The 17,061-nt window shown below is 70.5% G+C and carries 14 protein-coding genes; 7 read left to right on the plus strand and 7 right to left on the minus strand.

Translation table 11 applies throughout. The annotated features are described in order from the left end of the window. Positions 1-90: 90 nt before the first annotated feature. Positions 91-1,974, minus strand: a complete 1,884-nt coding sequence (locus tag ABWV20_RS05195; RefSeq protein ID WP_353353762.1) for a glycosyltransferase family protein — start codon at positions 1,972-1,974, stop codon at positions 91-93. 56 nt (positions 1,975-2,030) lie between these two features. Between ABWV20_RS05195 and ABWV20_RS05200 the strand changes: the two genes are divergently transcribed. Genes ABWV20_RS05200 through wecC form a run of 6 tightly spaced genes read left to right on the plus strand, consistent with a single transcriptional unit; the run spans position 2,031 to position 9,430 of the window. Next, a complete protein-coding gene (locus ABWV20_RS05200; RefSeq protein WP_353353763.1) occupies positions 2,031-3,908 on the plus strand; it encodes a glycosyltransferase family 4 protein in 1,878 nt (625 codons plus the stop codon). Beyond that, positions 3,898-5,160 carry a nucleotide sugar dehydrogenase gene (locus ABWV20_RS05205; protein WP_353353764.1) on the plus strand — a complete coding sequence of 421 codons (1,263 nt, stop codon included), beginning with the start codon at positions 3,898-3,900 and terminating at the stop codon, positions 5,158-5,160. The genes ABWV20_RS05200 and ABWV20_RS05205 overlap by 11 nt, the downstream gene beginning before the upstream one ends. Then, on the plus strand, positions 5,157-6,059 hold the full coding sequence (locus ABWV20_RS05210; protein ID WP_353353765.1) for an ABC transporter permease: 903 nt from the start codon (positions 5,157-5,159) through the stop codon (positions 6,057-6,059). The genes ABWV20_RS05205 and ABWV20_RS05210 overlap by 4 nt, the downstream gene beginning before the upstream one ends. Continuing rightward, positions 6,049-6,906, plus strand: coding sequence for an ABC transporter ATP-binding protein (locus tag ABWV20_RS05215; RefSeq protein WP_353353766.1), 858 nt, complete (start codon positions 6,049-6,051; stop codon positions 6,904-6,906). Before ABWV20_RS05210 ends, ABWV20_RS05215 begins: the two co-directional genes overlap by 11 nt. Beyond that, complete coding sequence (locus tag ABWV20_RS05220) at positions 6,903-8,132, plus strand: glycosyltransferase (protein ID WP_353353767.1); 1,230 nt, start codon at positions 6,903-6,905, stop codon at positions 8,130-8,132. The genes ABWV20_RS05215 and ABWV20_RS05220 overlap by 4 nt, the downstream gene beginning before the upstream one ends. Before the next feature lie 35 nt (positions 8,133-8,167). Further along, positions 8,168-9,430: a UDP-N-acetyl-D-mannosamine dehydrogenase gene (gene wecC / locus ABWV20_RS05225; RefSeq protein WP_353353768.1), complete on the plus strand. Its 1,263-nt coding sequence runs from the start codon at positions 8,168-8,170 to the stop codon at positions 9,428-9,430. Positions 9,431-9,567: 137 nt separating this feature from the next. Here the strand turns inward: wecC and wecB are convergent, their stop codons facing one another. Together wecB and ABWV20_RS05235 are read right to left on the minus strand one after the other, a co-directional pair. Further along, the gene (gene wecB / locus ABWV20_RS05230; RefSeq protein WP_353353769.1) at positions 9,568-10,719 is read right to left on the minus strand and encodes a non-hydrolyzing UDP-N-acetylglucosamine 2-epimerase; all 1,152 of its coding nucleotides are present in this window, start codon (positions 10,717-10,719) and stop codon (positions 9,568-9,570) included. A gap of 70 nt (positions 10,720-10,789) precedes the next feature. After that, on the minus strand, positions 10,790-11,575 hold the full coding sequence (locus ABWV20_RS05235) for an SGNH/GDSL hydrolase family protein (protein ID WP_353353770.1): 786 nt from the start codon (positions 11,573-11,575) through the stop codon (positions 10,790-10,792). Positions 11,576-11,708: 133 nt separating this feature from the next. On the opposite strand from ABWV20_RS05235, the gene ABWV20_RS05240 reads away from it, so the two are divergent. Continuing rightward, the gene (locus ABWV20_RS05240; protein ID WP_353353771.1) at positions 11,709-12,530 is read left to right on the plus strand and encodes an SGNH/GDSL hydrolase family protein; all 822 of its coding nucleotides are present in this window, start codon (positions 11,709-11,711) and stop codon (positions 12,528-12,530) included. Between the two features lie 24 nt (positions 12,531-12,554). Here the strand turns inward: ABWV20_RS05240 and ABWV20_RS05245 are convergent, their stop codons facing one another. The 4 genes from ABWV20_RS05245 to dnaK all read right to left on the minus strand — a co-directional run bounded on the left by ABWV20_RS05245 (position 12,555) and on the right by dnaK (position 16,761). Beyond that, positions 12,555-13,016, minus strand: coding sequence for a heat shock protein transcriptional repressor HspR (locus ABWV20_RS05245; protein ID WP_502901757.1), 462 nt, complete (start codon positions 13,014-13,016; stop codon positions 12,555-12,557). A gap of 12 nt (positions 13,017-13,028) precedes the next feature. Beyond that, positions 13,029-14,042: a DnaJ C-terminal domain-containing protein gene (locus ABWV20_RS05250; protein WP_353353773.1), complete on the minus strand. Its 1,014-nt coding sequence runs from the start codon at positions 14,040-14,042 to the stop codon at positions 13,029-13,031. Between the two features lie 68 nt (positions 14,043-14,110). Next, positions 14,111-14,851, minus strand: a complete 741-nt coding sequence (locus ABWV20_RS05255; RefSeq protein WP_353353774.1) for a nucleotide exchange factor GrpE — start codon at positions 14,849-14,851, stop codon at positions 14,111-14,113. Further along, a complete protein-coding gene (dnaK, locus tag ABWV20_RS05260) occupies positions 14,848-16,761 on the minus strand; it encodes a molecular chaperone DnaK (protein ID WP_353353775.1) in 1,914 nt (637 codons plus the stop codon). Before dnaK ends, ABWV20_RS05255 begins: the two co-directional genes overlap by 4 nt. Between the last annotated feature and the right edge of the window lie 300 nt (positions 16,762-17,061).

Here is a 17,061-nt window from a genome sequence, read left to right on the forward strand (position 1 = left end):
TGAACGCGGCTTCGTCGTGGCAGAACTCATACGAAAAGGGACTTTCCTTCCAACTTCGGGTGGCGCGTCCCGTCGGGGGACGAACCATGGTCACACGGTGACATGGGTGGTTGCATCTCCGTAGAAGGCCAGCGTCGCACGTCGGGCCAGGAGGTCCATGTCGGAGATGGGCCACGTGTGGCCGTCCGGACTCGCGCTGCGCATGGAGACGAAGTTGAACCGGTCGGCGGAGTAGACCTTGCCGCCGGCAGCCCTCACCTTGTCGAGGAACGTGGTGTCGACCCGGCGGGGCAGGTCCTCGAAACGCTCTGCGGCCGCGACCTCCCGCGGCACGAGCATGGTGCCGCCCTGGACGAGCTTGACGTAGCGGTGCTCGGCGTCGGGAAAGCGCAGCAGCGTGGCGCCGGAGGCGCTCAGGTGTGCGTAGTGGGCCCACTTGCCGACCACGACGGCGTCGGTGTACTCGAAGGCGCGGACGAGGTCGCGCAGGTAGTGCTGCGCATAGACGTTGTCGTCGTCCATCTTGGCGATGTATCGCCCCGAGGCAGCCTCGACGCCGAGGTTCATGCAGGCGCCGAGGGTGAGGGAGGCGTCCGCCTGTCGGAGCACGGGAGCCTTCATCCCCCGCTCCTCCGCCCGGCGCTTCACGTCGGCGTCGTCGTGCTCGAAGCCGTGGGTCACGAGGATCAGCTCGACGTCCTCGTGGGACTGCGCCGCGACGAAGTCGAGGACGTCGTCGAGCCGCTCCGGGCGCATCGTCGGCACCACCGCACTGATCGACTGGTCCACGGGCGGAACCGGGTGCCCGGTCCGAGCCAGCACCTCCGCGACCCGATGACGGTAGAGGTGCTCGTCGAAGACCCGCCGGTGCGCGCGCAAGGCGATCCGGTCCCGGTACTCGGCGTGGCGCAGCAGCACGGTGAGGGCGCGCTCGGTCTCCTCGGCACTGCCCGACACGGTGATCGTGTCGCCGAAGAAGGGTTCGATCGAGGCGGCCGGGCCACTGATCACCGGGGTCTGCGCGGCCGACAGCTCGAAGAGCCGGCGGGCACACATCGTCGGTGAGGTCGTCACCGAGTTGACGTTGAGGAACACCTTGTAGGAGGTGTACGCGGCCAGCATGCGCTCGTACGGCAAGGATCCGACGATGCTCGAGCGGAACTCCGCCGGGAACTGGTATCGCGTGTCCTCGAGCGCCATCCGGGAGTACACGTGGAGACCGTGGCCGAGCGCCGGCCGGATCACGCTCTCGACCTGGGCCCGACGCTCAGGATGCTTCTCGGTGAAGTACGTGCCGGCGAATGCCACCTCGTGCTGACGGCCGTGGTCGCGCAGGACCGGGTTGTGCAGCCGCGGCTGAGCCGCGAACGGCAGCAGGCCGACGCGGTCATGGCCCAGGTCGCGACGGTAGTCGGGAAGCCGGTCCGCGTCGACGGTCAGGACGTGGTCGAACCACCTGGCCGTCTCGATGAACCGGTCGTAGTTGGGCGGGTCCTCCTTGTTCCAGAAGACCGTCGGGATCCCCTGCTCACGCGCCCACTCGACGAGCTCGCGCAGCTCCTCGCGAAGCGCCCCGGCCCCGGTCATGGCGAGCCGCCACAGGCCACCGTTGCCCTGCCATGCAGACTCCACGAAGAGCAGGTCCGGTGGCCTCGGCGTGGTCAGCTGCTCACGCCACTGGCCGGGTCGCACGTCCACCTGGTCCCACTCGTAGCGCAGCGCGAGCGACGAGAAGGGGTCGAGGATGACCGCCGCGCGGATCTCCGGACGGACGACCGGCCCCGTGGGCAGGTCGACGTCGGGCAGCGACGTCCGGAGCTTGACCTTCGGACGAAGGGCGGGGAACCGCCGGTCCATCTCCTTGCGGAGCTTGCGGGGAAGGTCACGTCGGACTCTGCGGTCGGTCATGGCCTCTCGGAGGGCCTGGGTGGCTCGGCCCCAGTCATGGCGCAGACCGATGTCACGTGAGGGCATGGGTACCAGTGTGACAGCCCCGAAAGCAGCCTTCTCACGTGTGCCAAGATGCCCGTATGGCGCCCCACGGTCCTGAGCTGTCCTCCAGCGGGCACCAGAACCACACCGTCGAGGTCGCCGCGGTCCTCGCCAACGTGCCGGCACTGGCGGCGGTGCTGACGCAACACCTCACCCGCGACCCGTGGAAGGCGGCGTCCGTCGTCCTGCGGGCGGGGCCGTCGGCGTTGCGTGACGCGCTCCGCTCCCGACAGCTGCGTCGCCGGGCTCCCGCCGTGGCCGCGCTCGCCGACGCGGCAGCGGGTGGGCGGGAGGAGTCCGCCCGTGCCCTCGAGTCGATCATCGCGACCGGCACCCCGGGACGGCTCCGGGCCGCGGCGGCGATTGCCGCCGTTCTCGACAGGCCGGATCTCTCCGCCGCCGCCGTGGAGCGCCTGCCGGTCGGCGACCCGGCGCGGGTGCGCCTTCACGCACTCAGGGCCTGGTCCGAGGGCAACCTCTCCGAGGCGGTCGCCCTGGCCGACCAGGCTCCGCGTGGACGGCGCGACCGGCTCGCCGCAGGGCTCCGCGGCCAGCTCGCGGTGCTCGAGGCCGCCCCGGTGCACCGCCTGCCCGAGCGCACCGCGGTCCCGTCGCCACGACCAGCACGCCGACCACACCCGCCGGACCAGACCCTCCCGGCCACGGTGCTCCACGTCGTGACCAACGCCCTCCCCGAGGTGCAGGCTGGGTACACGATCCGGACCCAGGGGATCGCCGCCGGTCAGCGGGCGGCAGGCATCGACGCACACGTCGTGACCCGGTTGGGCTTCCCGGTCGACAGCGGCCGCATCTCGCGGTCCGCGAACTTCTGCCACGAGGGCGTCCCCAACCACCGGCTGCTGCCGCTGCGGGGTCTGCCGGTCAGGGCGGACGCGCGGCTGGCAGCCCACGTCACCCACCTGGCCCGGCTCGCCCAGCGCATCGACGCCGACATCCTCCATGCCCACAGCCGGCACGAGAACGGTCAGGTGGCGCTCCTCGCCGGAGCCCGCCTCGGCCTGCCCGTCGTCTACGAGGCGCGAGGATTCCTCGAGGAGACGTGGCGCACCCGGGGCGGGCGGGCGGACTCGGACTTCTACCGCCTCTCGCGCGAGGCGGAGACGGCCTGCATGCGGGCGGCCGATGTCGTGGTGACGGTGTCGGACTCCATGCGCGCCGACATCGTGGCCCGAGGCATCCCGGCCGGCAAGGTCACCGTCATCGGCAACGCCGTCTCGGCGGAGTACCTCACGCCGACGCCTGAGTCCCATCCGCTGCGCGCTCGGCTGGGCATCGCCGAGGACGCCGTGGTCGCCGGCCTGGTGAGCACCCTCAACGACTACGAGGGCGTGGACGTGCTGCTGCGAGCGGCAGCGCTCGTCGACGACCCGAGGCTGGTGGTCCTCGTCGTGGGGGACGGGCCCGCACAGCGCGACCTCGAGAGACTCGCCGCCGAGACGCTCGCTCCCGGACGGGCCGTCTTCACCGGCCGCGTGCCCCACGCCGTTGCCCGTGAGCACCACGCCGCGCTCGACATCTTCTGCGTCCCCCGCCGACGAACCGCGGTCACCGAGCTCGTCCCACCACTCAAGCCGGTCGAGGCGATGGCGACGGCCCGGCCCGTCATCGTCAGCGACCTCCCACCGCTGGTCGAGCTGGTGGGGGCGGCATCGGACGAGGACCAGCGCGGGGTCGTCGCCGCCCCCGACGACCCGGTCTCGTGGGCCGGGGCCCTGAGGGTGCTCCTGTATGATCCAGCGCTTAGAGCACGCATGGGTCAGGCCGCGAGGCAGTGGGTCCATGAGAGCCGAACCTGGGATGCTGCCGCCCTCACGTACGCAGATCTCTACGCCCGGGTTCTGAACGGTACGGGGCAGACCCCCGACGAGGACGAGGGAGCAACCCGTGGCAGTTGACGCCGCCGTGATCGGCCTCGGCTACGTCGGCCTCCCACTGGCGCAGGCCGCGACGCGGGCCGGACTCAGCGTCCTCGGGTTCGACATCGACGAGCGCGTCGTCGCGTCCCTCAACGCCGGCCGCTCCCACGTCGACGACCTGTCCTCGGCCGACGTCGCGGACATGCGGGACCGTGGGTTCCGCGCGACCACGGACCCGGCGGAGCTCCGCGAAGCCGGGACCCTCGTCATCAGCGTCCCGACCCCGCTCTCGCCCGATGGGGGCCCGGACCTGAGCGCGGTCAACGCGGCCGTCTCGACCGTTGCCGCCCAGCTGCGTCCGGGCATGCTCGTCATCCTCGAGTCGACCACCTACCCGGGCACGACGGACGAAGTGGTGCGCCCGGTGCTCGAGGCGGGTGGGCTGACGGCGGGCACGGACTTCCACCTCGCGTTCTCGCCGGAGCGGATCGATCCCGGCAACCCGTCGTTCGGAGCCACCAACACGCCCAAGGTCGTCGGGGGCCACACGCCCGGCTGCACCGAGGCCGCTGCGTCGTTCTACGGCAAGTTCGTCGACACCATCGTGCGGACCAAAGGCACCCGCGAGGCCGAGATGGCCAAGCTGCTGGAGAACACCTACCGCCACATCAACATCGCCCTGGTCAACGAGATGGCGCGCTTCTGTCACGACCTCGACATCGACCTCTGGGACGTGATCAACGCGGCGAAGTCCAAGCCCTTCGGGTTCCAGGCGTTCTATCCCGGCCCCGGAGTCGGCGGCCACTGCATCCCCATCGACCCGAACTACCTGTCCCACAACGTCCGTGCTCGACTGGGCTACCCGTTCCGTTTCGTGGAGCTCGCCCAGGAGATCAACGCGACGATGCCGAGCTACATCGTCCGGCGGGCTCAGGACGCGCTCAACGAGGACGCCAAGTCCCTGCGCGGCTCCACCGTCCTCCTCCTCGGGGTCACCTACAAGCCCGACATCGCCGACGAACGCGAGAGCCCGGCAGTGCCGCTCGCTCGGCAGCTGATCTCGCACGGCGCCGCCGTCCAGTTCCATGACCCCAAGGTGAGCGAGTGGCGGGGCCTCAGCGAGCACGCCACCCGAGTCGAGGACCCCGCTGCCGCGGCCGCGGCAGCGGACCTGACGATCCTCGTGCAGAACCATCGTGAGTACGACGTCGACGCCCTGGCGGGCGGTGCCCAGCGGTTCTTCGACACCCGGGGCGTCGTCACCGAGGGCGAGAGGATCGAGCGCCTGTGACCGACACCCCGTCCGTGCCCGCGGGCCTCGCCCCCAGGATCCTGTCCGCCGATGAGGCCGCCGCCCTGGCCCAACGCCATGAGCTGATGCAGATCGGCGTCCGCCCGCCGCTGGCCACCTACGTGCGCGACATCTGGCGCAAGCGCAACTTCATCTGGACCCTCGCGTCCTCGCAGGCCTACGCCGCCCACCAGAAGTACCTGCTGGGCCAGGTGTGGGCCGTCCTCAACCCGCTCCTGCTCGTCGCGTCGTACTACGTCATCTTCGGGCTGCTCCTCAACACGAGGAGAGGGACGGAGAACTACCTCGGCTTCCTGACGATCGGCATCTTCCTCTTCTCCTTCATCGCGTCCTCCATGACGTCGGGCGCGAAGGCCATCACGAGCAACATCGGACTCGTGCGGTCTCTCCGGTTCCCCCGGGCCGTCCTGCCGATCTCCGTGGCCCTGACCCAGCTGATCCACACCCTGCCGGCGCTCGGCGTGCTCCTTCTGCTGATGATCGTCACGGGTGAGCCACTGCAGCTGGAGTGGCTGATGCTTCCGGTGGCGATCGTGCTGCTGTTCCTCAACGTCCTCGGCATCACCTTCTTCCTGGCCCGGATCGTCGAGATCTCCCGCGACATCGGCAACCTCATCCCGGTGGTGACCCGCCTGCTCCGCTACATCTCCGGCGTGTTCTTCAGCATCGACAGCTATGCCGACCACCCCGTGGTCCACGCGATCATGGCCTACCAGCCGGTGGCGCTTCCGTTGACCATCATGCGGGAGGCGCTCCTGTCGGAGTTCCCGATCACCCCGAGCACCTGGTTCGCCGCGCTGGCCTGGGCACTCTTCCTGCCCACCGCTGGGTTCCTGTTCTTCTGGCGCGCGGAGGCGAGGTACGGCCGTGCTTCCTGAGTCCACCGCCACCGCCGGGCAGGAGGCTCCCGAGCCGAAGCCCAGCGTCGTCGTGTCCCACGTCGACATCGTCTACGAGGTCTACGGTGCCAAGCGCGGCCGCCCCGCAGCGCCGACGGATGAGGAGAACGGGCTGAGGATCGTCGAGCGGTTCCTCGGTGAGCGGGAGGAGAAGCTCGGCCACGTGCAGAAGGTGCACGCCGTCCGGGACGTCTCCTTCGTCGCGAATGTCGGCGAGTCCATCGGCATCATCGGGCGCAACGGCTCAGGCAAGAGCACGCTGCTGCGTGCCATCGCCGGACTCATCCCCCCGACGTCGGGGTCGGTCTGGCTGTCCGGCGAGCCCGCCCTGCTCGGCGTCAACGCCATCCTCCTCGGGGACCTCACCGGCGAGCGCAACATCATGATCGGCGGTCAGGCGCTCGGCCTCTCCCCCAAGGAGGTCCGGTCCCGGTTCGACGACATCGTCGAGTTCTCCGGCATCGGCGACTTCGTCTACATGCCGATGAAGGCATACTCCTCCGGGATGGGGGCCCGCCTGCGCTTCGCGATCTCCACGGCCAAGAGCCCCGACATCCTCATGGTGGACGAGGCCCTGGCCACCGGCGACGCCGACTTCAAGGCCCGCAGCTCGGAGCGCATCAAGCAGATCCGGGATGAGGCGGGGACCGTCTTCGTCGTCAGCCACTCGAACAACACCATCAAGGACATGTGCACGCGAGCGCTCTGGATGGACAAGGGCCGACTCATCGCCGACGGCCCTGCCGACGACGTCGTCGCGGAGTACCAGAAGACCTTCCCGCAGAAGAAGACGACCAAGTCGGCTGCCAAACCGATCGAGTCATGACCGCCCCCCAGCCAGCGGCGAGCCCCCCGCCGGGGCCCCTGCCCAGGGCGTCCGCCCGGTCGGTCCTCGTCGTCACGGTCGTGCACCATCCAGATGACGCCCGCATCCGCTTCCGGGAGATCGAGGCGCTGCTGGAGGCGGGACATCCCGTCACGTATGCGGCGCCGTTCTCCGGCTACGGCATCGTTCCGGCGCCCCGCGCCGGCCTCACCACCGTGGACCTGCCGCGAGCGGTGGGCCGACGCAGGCTCTCGGCCCTGGTGGCGGCGCGACGGCTGCTGCGGACGCAGGCGCCGAGCCACGCGGCCGTCATCATCCACGACCCCGAGCTGCTCCTCGCGGCCGTCGGTCGTCGCATCCCGCACCTCATCTGGGACGTCCACGAGGACACCGCAGCGGCGATCGAGGTCAAGGACTGGCTCCCCGTCCCGGTGCGCCGACCGGCCGCCGCGGCGATCCGCGCGCTCGAGAGCGCCGCTGAGCGACGGCATGCCCTCCTGCTGGCCGAGCCCGGCTACACCGACCGGTTCGCGCGCGCTCACCCCGTCATCCCCAACACGACGAGCGTCCCGGACACCGTCGTTCCTCCCGGCCGGGATCGGGTCGTCTACCTCGGCTCCGTGACCGTGGCGAGGGGTGCGCGCGTGATGGCCGAGGCGGGGCGGCTGCTCCGGGAGCGGACCGACGGCGCGGTCACCGTCGAGATCATCGGCCCCGCTCGCGACGAGGAGAGCCACCGGATTCTCGACGACGCGCAGGCTCGGGGAGACCTGCGCCTGCACGGGTTCGTCGCCAACGAGACCGCCCTGCGGCTGGTGTCGGGTTCCCTCGCTGGCCTGTCGCTGTTGCGTGACGAGCCCAACTACCGGCACTCGACACCGACGAAGGTCTACGAGTACCTCGCGCACGGGGTTCCCGTCGTGACCACGCCGCTCCCGTTGGCTCGTGACCTGGTCGAGGCATCGACCGGCGGCCTCGTGGTCCCGTTCGACGATGCCGAGGCGGTCGCCGACGCCGTGCTGCGGCTGTGGAACCATCCCGAGGAGGCCGCCCGCATGGGTGCCTCCGGCCACTCGTACGCCCGCGCCCACCACGACTGGCGATCGACGAAGGACGCTTTCGTCGAGGCAGTCCGTGCGGTGATGGCCGGGCACCCGGCCGATCCACCTCGATCTCCCGGCGTGGGCACCACGACCGGGCCGCCCGAACCAGGCGGGTACAGTTGACCAGCCTGTTTCCCAACTCCACGGAGAGTCACTCCATGTTCCACGACGGAATCGCGGTCATCGGCCTGGGCTACATCGGTCTGCCGACCTGCGCCGCGCTCACCCGACAGGGCCTCACCCTCAAGGGTGTCGACGTCAACCAGCACACCGTCGACGAGATCAACGCCGGCCGGGTGCCGATCGTCGAGCCGGACCTCGACGAGGCCGTCGCGGAGGCCGTCGGCAAGGGGCTGCTGAGCGCGAGCACCGAGACGCCGCAGGCATCCGTCTACCTCATCGCGGTTCCCACGCCGTTCAAGGGTGACCACGAGCCGGACCTGTCCTACATCCGGTCGGCCACCGAGTCGATCGCTCCCAAGCTGCGCGGCGGCGAGGTCGTCATCCTCGAGTCCACCTCACCCCCCGGGACGACCCTGCAGATCAGCCGATGGCTCGCCGAGCTCCGTCCCGACCTCACGTTCCCGCACGACCATGACACCCCCGACGTCCACCTCGCGCACTGCCCGGAGCGGGTGCTCCCCGGCCGGATCATGATCGAGATCTTCAGCAACGACCGGGTCGTGGGCGGTCTGACCCCGAGGTGTGCCGAGAAGGCGGCCGAGCTCTACCGCACCTTCGTCACGGGCGAGATCCTGCTCACCGACGCGACGACGGCCGAGATGGCCAAGCTCACCGAGAACTCCTTCCGGGACGTCAACATCGCCTTCGCCAACGAGCTCGCCGAGATCTGTGAGGAGCTCGGCCTCGACGTCTGGGAGGTCATCCGCCTGGCCAACCGGCACCCCCGGGTCAACATCCTCAACCCCGGACCGGGCGTGGGCGGCCACTGCATCGCGGTCGACCCGTGGTTCATCGTCGCCGCGGCCCCGGAGCAGGCCCGCCTGATCCGCACCGCCCGCGAGACGAACGACGCGCGCCCCCAGACCGTCGTGGGCAAGGTGAAGTCGGCACTCGCCGAGCTGGGCAAGGGCCCGGACGGCGAGGGCGGGACCATCGCCTGCCTCGGTCTGGCGTTCAAGGCCGACATCGACGACCTTCGTGAGTCTCCGGCCCTGCAGATCACCGAGCAGCTCTCGTCCGAGCTGCCGGGGGCCGTCATCCTCGCCGTCGAGCCGCACGTGCCGGCGCTGCCGAAGTCCCTCGACGGGCTCGCCAACGTCAGGCTGGCCGAGGTCTCACACGCCGTCCAGGAGGCTGACGTCGTCCTGCTGCTCGTCGACCACCAGCCGTTCAAGCGCCTCACCCTGGGCGACCTCGAGGGCAAGAAGGTCATCGACACCCGCGGCATCTGGCGCTGACCCCACTCATCGAAAGAGCAGTTCGCGACACACCATCGAAAGAGCAGTTCGCGACACGTCGCCGCGGAGGGATCTCCGCGGGCGGTGTCGCGAACTGCTCTTTCGATGTGGCTCTTTCGATCTGGCTCGGGCGGTGGTCAGCTGGCGAAGTCCGGCTCCCGCTCGCCGATACCGAGCATCTCGGCGATCGCAGCCACGCAGCGCTTCGCTGCCTTGCCGTCGCCGTACGGGTTGACGGCGTTGGCCATGGCGTCGTAGGCGTCGCGGTCGTCGAAGAGCTGCTGGACCGAGGACCGGATCGTCTCGGCGTCGGTGCCGACCAGACGCACCGTGCCGGCCTCGACGGCTTCCGGACGCTCCGTCGTGTCCCGCATGACGAGGACGGGCTTGCCGAGGCTGGGCGCCTCCTCCTGGACCCCGCCGGAGTCGGTGAGCACCACGTTGGAGGCAGCGAGCACGTGCGCGAACTGGTGGTACTCGAGCGGCTCGGTCAGGGTGACGTTGTCCAACGGGCCGAGCATCGGCTCGATGACGTCGCGCACGATCGGGTTGCGATGCATGGGGAGCAGGACGAGGACGTCAGGGTTGGCGGCGGCGAGGTCGCGGATGGCGCCCATCGACTCGGTCATCCGGTCGCCCCAGGACTCGCGCCGGTGCGAGGTGACGAGGAGCAGCTTGCGCCCGCCCCTGGCCGCCTCGACGATCTCACCGACCCGGGGGTCGCTGAATGCGACCGGCTGGGTCGTCGTCCACTGGAGCGCGTCGATGACGGTGTTTCCGGTGACGGGGATCGTGGCCTCGTCGATGCCCTCACGCAGGAGGTTGGCCTTCGAGGTCGGCGTGGGCGCGAGGTGGAGCGAGGCGAGCGGCGAGGTGAGCCGGCGGTTGACCTCCTCCGGGAACGGCGAGTAGATGTCGCCGGTGCGCAGCCCAGCCTCCAGGTGCACCACGGGGATCTTCTCGTAGAAGGCGGACAGTGCGGCCGCGAGGACCGTGGTCGTGTCACCCTGGACGACGACGACGTCCGGGCGGACATCCTGGAGCAGGTGCGACGTGGCGAGGATCGTCTTCGACGTGATCTGGGCGAGGGTCGCGCCCGGGGTCATCAGGTCGAGGTCGTGGGTCGGCTCGATCCCGAAGAGCGAGTTGACCTGGTCGAGCATCTCGCGGTGCTGGCCCGTGACCGCCACGATGGGGTCGATCTGGTCGTGTCCTCGCAGCTCGCCGACCAGTGGTGCCATCTTGATGGCCTCCGGGCGAGTGCCGTAGATGGTCATGACGCGGTACATCCGGTTCCTCCTGCCTTCTGGCGCCACAGCCTAACGGCCCGGTGAGGGCGGTCCGGCACCACATCCGCGGTCACCACGCGAAGTCCCGGGCGGGCCGGACCCAGTGAGCCCACTTCGGCACCACGTCCTCACGCGCGGAAGCACCGGTCACCCACCGGCGCACGTGCGGGATCGCGTGCTCGCGCCACCAGAGCGCTTCGTCCCGCCAGCCGGGCCGTATGCCGCTGGGCTCGCTCCCGGCGGCCCACGCCGGGAGAGGGTCGGCTGGGAGGGCACCCAGCGGCATACGGCAGGCTGTCGCCACCGCCTGAGCCAGCCTGGCGTGCCCGAGCGGGGACGGGTGGACCCGGTCCGGCGCCCAGAGGCGGCGGTCCGACCAAGGCCGCGGGTCGGAGACGTCGACGAGCGCGGCGGCGTGGCCGTGGGCGATCTCGCGAAGACCGTCGTTGAGGGCGAGGACGCGCCGGCGCAGCAGGCCGAGTGCCGGCGACCCCGTCAGCTCGAACCCGGTGATGACGACGACCTGGGCCCCGGCGGAGGACAGCTTCTCGACGGCGACGTCGACGGGCGTGAGGACGCTGTGCGGGTCGAGCAGGGGTCGGAGGACGTCGTTCCCGCCCGCCCAGAGGCTCACGAGGTCCGGCTGGAGGGCGAGCGCCGCGCCGACCTGCTCGGTGAGGACCTCGTGGGCGCGTTTCGAGCGGAGCGCCAGGTTGGCGTACTCCGTCGTCGGATCGAGCGTCGAGAGGTGCTTGGCGAAGCGGTCGGCCCAGCCGCGAAGACCGTTGGGGGACAGCGGGTGCGGGTCGCCGACCCCCTCGGTCAGGGAGTCGCCGAGAGCCACGAACCGGACCACGCTGGCACCGTAGCGATCCCGGTCGCGCCCGAGCAGCGCCCCTCGGCAACGGCCCGGCGACGACGAGGCGAACATCCGGGGACGTCTTCCGCGTCGAGCGTCGCAGGGCGCCGACCCGGGGCAGAGTGGCCCGGTGCAGGCAGGCCGTTTCGTCGTCGTCGGGGACTCGTTCTCGGAGGGGGTGGGCGACCCCCATGTCCTCTATCCCAACGGGTTCCGCGGCTGGGGGGACCGCCTGGCGCGCCAGCTCGGTCGTGCGGATCCACGATGGGAGTACGCCAACGTCGCCATCCGCAGCAAGCTGCTCGACGAGGTGGTGACCGAGCAGCTCGAGCCCGCCCTGGCCCTGCGACCGACCCATCTGTCCTTCCACGCCGGTGGGAACGACATCCTCTCCCTGCGGGCGGACATGGATGCGCTCATGGGGCGTTACGCGCAGGTCCTCGCACGCCTCTGCGGCGAGGTTCCGGTCGTCGTCGTCTTCACCATCTTCGACCCACGCACGACGGCTGTGCTGGAGCCGCTCCGCCGGCGGTTGTGGGTCTTCAACGACACCGTGCGAAGCCTCGCCGAGGCGCACGGCGCGGTCCTCGTGGACCATGCGCGGATGCGGGAGTACGAGGACCCGAGGCTGTGGGCGCCCGACCGGATCCACATGTCTCGTCCGGGCCACAAGCGGATGGCCGCGGCCGTGCTCGAGGCGTTGGGCTGGGCTCACACGCTGCGCATCAAGGCGTTGGGCGAAGCGGAGCGGCGGCCCTGGCCACAGGCGGTGGCCGACGAGGTTGCCTTCGTCCGGCGCGAGGTCGTGCCGCTCGTGCGACGCCGCGTGCGGGGGGTCCGGGAGGGCGACCGGACCCCACCGAAGTGGCCGGTCCCGATCCGCCCGGCGCAGGGGATGAAGCGGCTGGCCGGCACGCATTCCGGCGCCGCCCTGAGCCACCGCCTCGGCTGAGCCAGGCCGCGGATCGACTCCGGGTCAGCGACCGGGCCGCCAGACGACGAGAGCCTGGGACGCGAAGGTCCGCTTCGGGCGCTGGCCGGGGCGCACGGCGACGACGTCGCCGCGTGGGCCGGCCGCGAAGACCCGCTCGCCCGGGCGAGCACCGGCGAGGGCCGCCTGGGTCGCGGCGAGCTCCGCGTCGAGCTCCTCGATGCGCGACTGGAGCGCCGTCACCTGGTTCTCGAGGTCGAGGATCCGTTGGATGCCGGCGAGCGACACACCCTCCTGGGAGAGCCGCTGGATCTCGCGGAGCAGGGACACGTCGCGGCCGCTGTAGCGCCGGCCGCCGCCCTGGGTCCGGGACGGCGAGACGAGCCCGAGCCGGTCGTACTGCCGCAGGGTCTGGGCGTGCATCCCGGCGAGCTCGGCAGCGACGGAGATGACGAACACCGGCGTGTCGTCGTCGTGCCCCATGGGGGTGCGGTTCATCCGTTGCATCGTCACCACCCCTCAGAGCCGGGCCCGCTGGAAGAGGTCGGCCCTCGGGTCGTGCCCGTCCTCGGCGGCCGCCATCTTCTCGATCGCCTCGCGCGCCTCGTCGGTCAGCCGCTGAGGAACGACGACCTGGACCTTGGCGAGGAGGTCGCCGGCCTTGTCGCCGCGCTTGACCCCGCGGCCCTTGAGCCGCAGCACCCGGCCGCTCGGTGTCCCGGCCGGGATCCTCACCTTGACCGAGCCACCGTCGAGGGTGGGCACGGCCACCGTCGCACCGAGTGCCGCCTCCGCGAACGTGACCGGCAGGTCGACCGTGAGGTTGTCGCCCTCGCGGCCGAAGACCGGGTGCTTGTCGACGGACACGGTGAGGATGAGGTCGCCGGCCGGCGCACCCGGGTCACCCTGCCGTCCCTTGCCGCGCAGCTTGATCTTCTGCCCGTCCTTGACGCCTGCCGGGATCCGGGCCGTGATGCGGCCCAGCTCCGGCGAGGTCAGGGTGACGGTCGAGCCCTCGACCGCCTCGCGGAACCCGATCCGGGTCGACGCCGAGACGTCGGCCCCGCCCCGGGGCCCGGGGGTGGCGCCGAAGCCACCGGGGTAGGCGGACCCACCCGGGAAGCCGGCGGCACCGCCACCGCCGAACATCTGGCCGAGGAGGTCCTCGAGGTTCGGCTGGCCCCCACTCGTGCCGAAGTGCACTCGTGGTCCGCCGGCGCCACCGCCGGCGCCGAAGTTGGCGAAGATGTCCTCGAACCCGCCGCCCGGGCCACCGGGGGCGAACCGGGCGCCGCCGTGCGACATGGCGCGGATCGCGTCGTACTCGCGGCGCTGCTCCGGGTCGGACAGGACGGCGTAGGCCTCGCCGATCTCCTTGAACCGCTCCTCGGCCTTCGTGTCACCGACGTTGTGGTCGGGGTGCAGGTCGCGAGCGAGCTTGCGGTAGGTCTTCTTGATCGTCGCCGCGTCCGCATCGTGGGGCACGCCGAGGATCGCGTAGAAGTCCTTCTCGAACCAGTCCTGGCTAGCCATGGCGCACCTCCGTCTCTCTCATCATGCCGGTCACCCCGGCGGTCACGTTACGGGTCACGGTCGCCCGCTCAGGACGGGTCGGCCACCGACACGCGGGCGGCGCGGACGAGCCGGTCGCCGATCCGGTAGCCCGGCTGGATGACCTGGACCACGGTGGTGCCTGTCGAGCCCTCGGGCAGCTCGGCCTCGACGTGCATCAGTGCCTCGTGCACGGTGGGGTCGAACTCCTCCCCGGACGCCCCCACCCGCTCGACGCCGAACCGGCCGAGGATCGACTCGAGCTTCTCGGCGATCGTGGCGAAGGGACCCCCCTCGAGGGCTCCCGCCTCCCGGGCCGAGTGGATGTCGTCGAGCACGGGCAGGAGGGACTCGACGACGCCACCCACTGCGGTCGTCCGGATCAGCTCGCGATCCCGGTCGACGCGCTTCTTGTAGTTGACGTACTCGGCCTGCAGCCGCTGCAGGTCCGCCAGCAGCGTGGCCGCCATGGTCTCCTCTTCGGCGAGGGCGTCGCCCTCGGACTGGTCCTTCGAGCCGTCGGCCGGCGCGGCGTCCTTCGCGTCGGGGGCGTGGTCGTACTCGTCCTCCCCGCCGGGCTCGGCCGACGCGCCCGGACCACCCTCGTAGTAGGTGGGCCGTGGCGTCGAGCCCTGGGGCCGGGTGCCGGCGTCGCCACCGGCACCCGTCCCAGCACCCGTCCCAGCACCCGTCCCAGCACCGTGCCCGGCGCTCGTGGTCGAGCCCACGTCGGGCTCGGCCGGCTCAGGCCTGCCGCCCTCGGGCATCACGCCGGGGTCGTTGGTGCTCACTTCGCGTCCTTCACGTCCTCAGCGGTGTCATCGTCGATGACCTCGGCGTCGACGACGTCGTCGTCGGCCCCTGCGCCGCTCGACGCACCCGCCCCGGCGTGCTCACCGTCAGCCCCAGCGGCACCGCCGGCTGCAGCGGAAGCCGACTCAGCGGCATACACCGCCTGGCCCATGGCCTGCGACTTCTCGTTGAGCGCCTCGATCTTCGCCTTGATGTCGTCGACGCTGGCCTCGGAGCCCTCCGCGACCGCGCTCTTGAGGTCGGCGAGGGCCTCCTCGACCGGCGTCTTCGCGTCGGCCGGGACCTTGTCGCCGGACTCCTTGAGGAAGGTCTCGGTCGAGAAGACGAGCTGCTCGCCCTGGTTGCGGACCTCGGCCTGCTCGCGCCGGACGCGGTCCTCCTCGGCATGCGCCTCGGCGTCCTTGACCATGCGGTCGATCTCCTCCTTGGAGAGGGCCGAGCCGCCGGTGATCGTCATCTTCTGCTCCTTGCCGGTGCCCTGGTCCTTGGCGGAGACGTTGACGATGCCGTTGGCGTCGATGTCGAAGGTGACCTCGATCTTCGGCACGCCGCGCGGCGCCGGCGCGATGCCGGTCAGCTCGAAGGTACCGAGCGACTTGTTGTGCTGCGCGATCTCACGCTCACCCTGGAAGACCTGGATGAGAACCGACGGCTGGTTGTCGTCGGCCGTCGTGAAGATCTCGGACCGCTTCGTCGGGATGGCGGTGTTGCGCTCGATGAGCTTGGTGAACAGGCCACCCTTCGTCTCGATGCCGAGCGAGAGCGGCGTGACGTCGATGAGGAGGACGTCCTTGCGCTCGCCCTTGAGGACACCCGCCTGGAGGGAGGCGCCGACGGCGACGACCTCGTCCGGGTTGACGCCCTTGTTGGGCTCCTTGCCGGCCAGCTCCTTGACGAGGTTGGTCACGGCGGGCATGCGCGTCGAGCCGCCGACGAGGACGACGTGGTCGATGTCGGAGAGCTTGATGCCGGCGTCCTCGATGACCCGGTGGAACGGCGCCTTGGTCCGCTCGAGCAGGTGCTTGGTCATCTGCTCGAACTGGGCGCGGGACAGGGACTCGTCGAGGTGGATCGGGCCCTCGGGCGTCATCGAGATGTACTGCGCCGAGATGTTCGTCGACGTGGCGGTGGAGAGCTCCTTCTTGGCGCGCTCGGCCTCGTCGCGAAGGCGCTGCATCGCGATCTTGTCCTTGGACAGGTCCTGGCCCGTCTTGTTCTTCACCTGGGTGATGAGGTGCTGGACGATGACCTCGTCCCAGTCGTCGCCACCGAGGTGGTTGTCGCCGTTCGTGGCGCGGACCTGGATCGTCGCGAAGCCGTCCTCGGCGTCCTTGCCGACCTCGAGGAGGGACACGTCGAACGTGCCGCCACCGAGGTCGAAGACGAGGATCAGCTCGTCCTCCTTGCCCTTGTCGAGGCCGTAGGCGAGCGCCGCAGCGGTGGGCTCGTTGACGATGCGCAGGACGTTGAGGCCCGCGATCTCGCCGGCCTCCTTGGTGGCCTGGCGCTGGTGGTCCTCGAAGTAGGCGGGGACGGTGATGACCGCGTCGGTGACCGTCTCACCGAGGTAGGCCTCGGCGTCGCGCTTGAGCTTCTGCAGGATGCGGGCGCTGATCTCCTGCGCGGTGTAGGACTTGCCGTCGATCTCCGGCGACTTCCAGTCGGTGCCCATGTGTCGCTTGACCGACCGGATGGTCCGGTCGACGTTGGTGACGGCCTGCCGCTTGGCGACCTCTCCGACCAGCACCTCGCCGCTCTTGCTGAACGCGACGACGGACGGCGTGGTGCGGCCGCCCTCGGCGTTCGCGATGATCGTCGGCTCGCCGCCCTCGAGGACGGCGACGGCCGAGTTGGTGGTACCGAGGTCGATTCCGACCGCACGTGCCATGAGTGTTCTCCTTGGTTCCAGTGGTGGCCGTATGCCGCTGAGCTCGCTCCTGGGGGAGGCTCAGTGGCGCTCTGGCCGGGATTGGTCTGTCGTGGTGTTGGTCTGGGTTCGCCGCTCAATCTGCTCCGCCGTGGCCCTCTTGTCAAAACCACGCTCGCAAATCTTGCGTCTATCGGACTCAACTTTACCGTGCGCCGGTTTGTTCCACGAGTCGGCGCCCCTGCTCGCCCGCCGCGAGCGGGCGCCACCGTCTGTCGCGCCCCGGCCCGCCCGTACACAGGGCGTCGCCGGCCAAGTCGC

The sequence above is a fragment of the Intrasporangium sp. DVR genome, from assembly GCF_040365325.1.
GTDB lineage: Bacteria > Actinomycetota > Actinomycetes > Actinomycetales > Dermatophilaceae > Intrasporangium.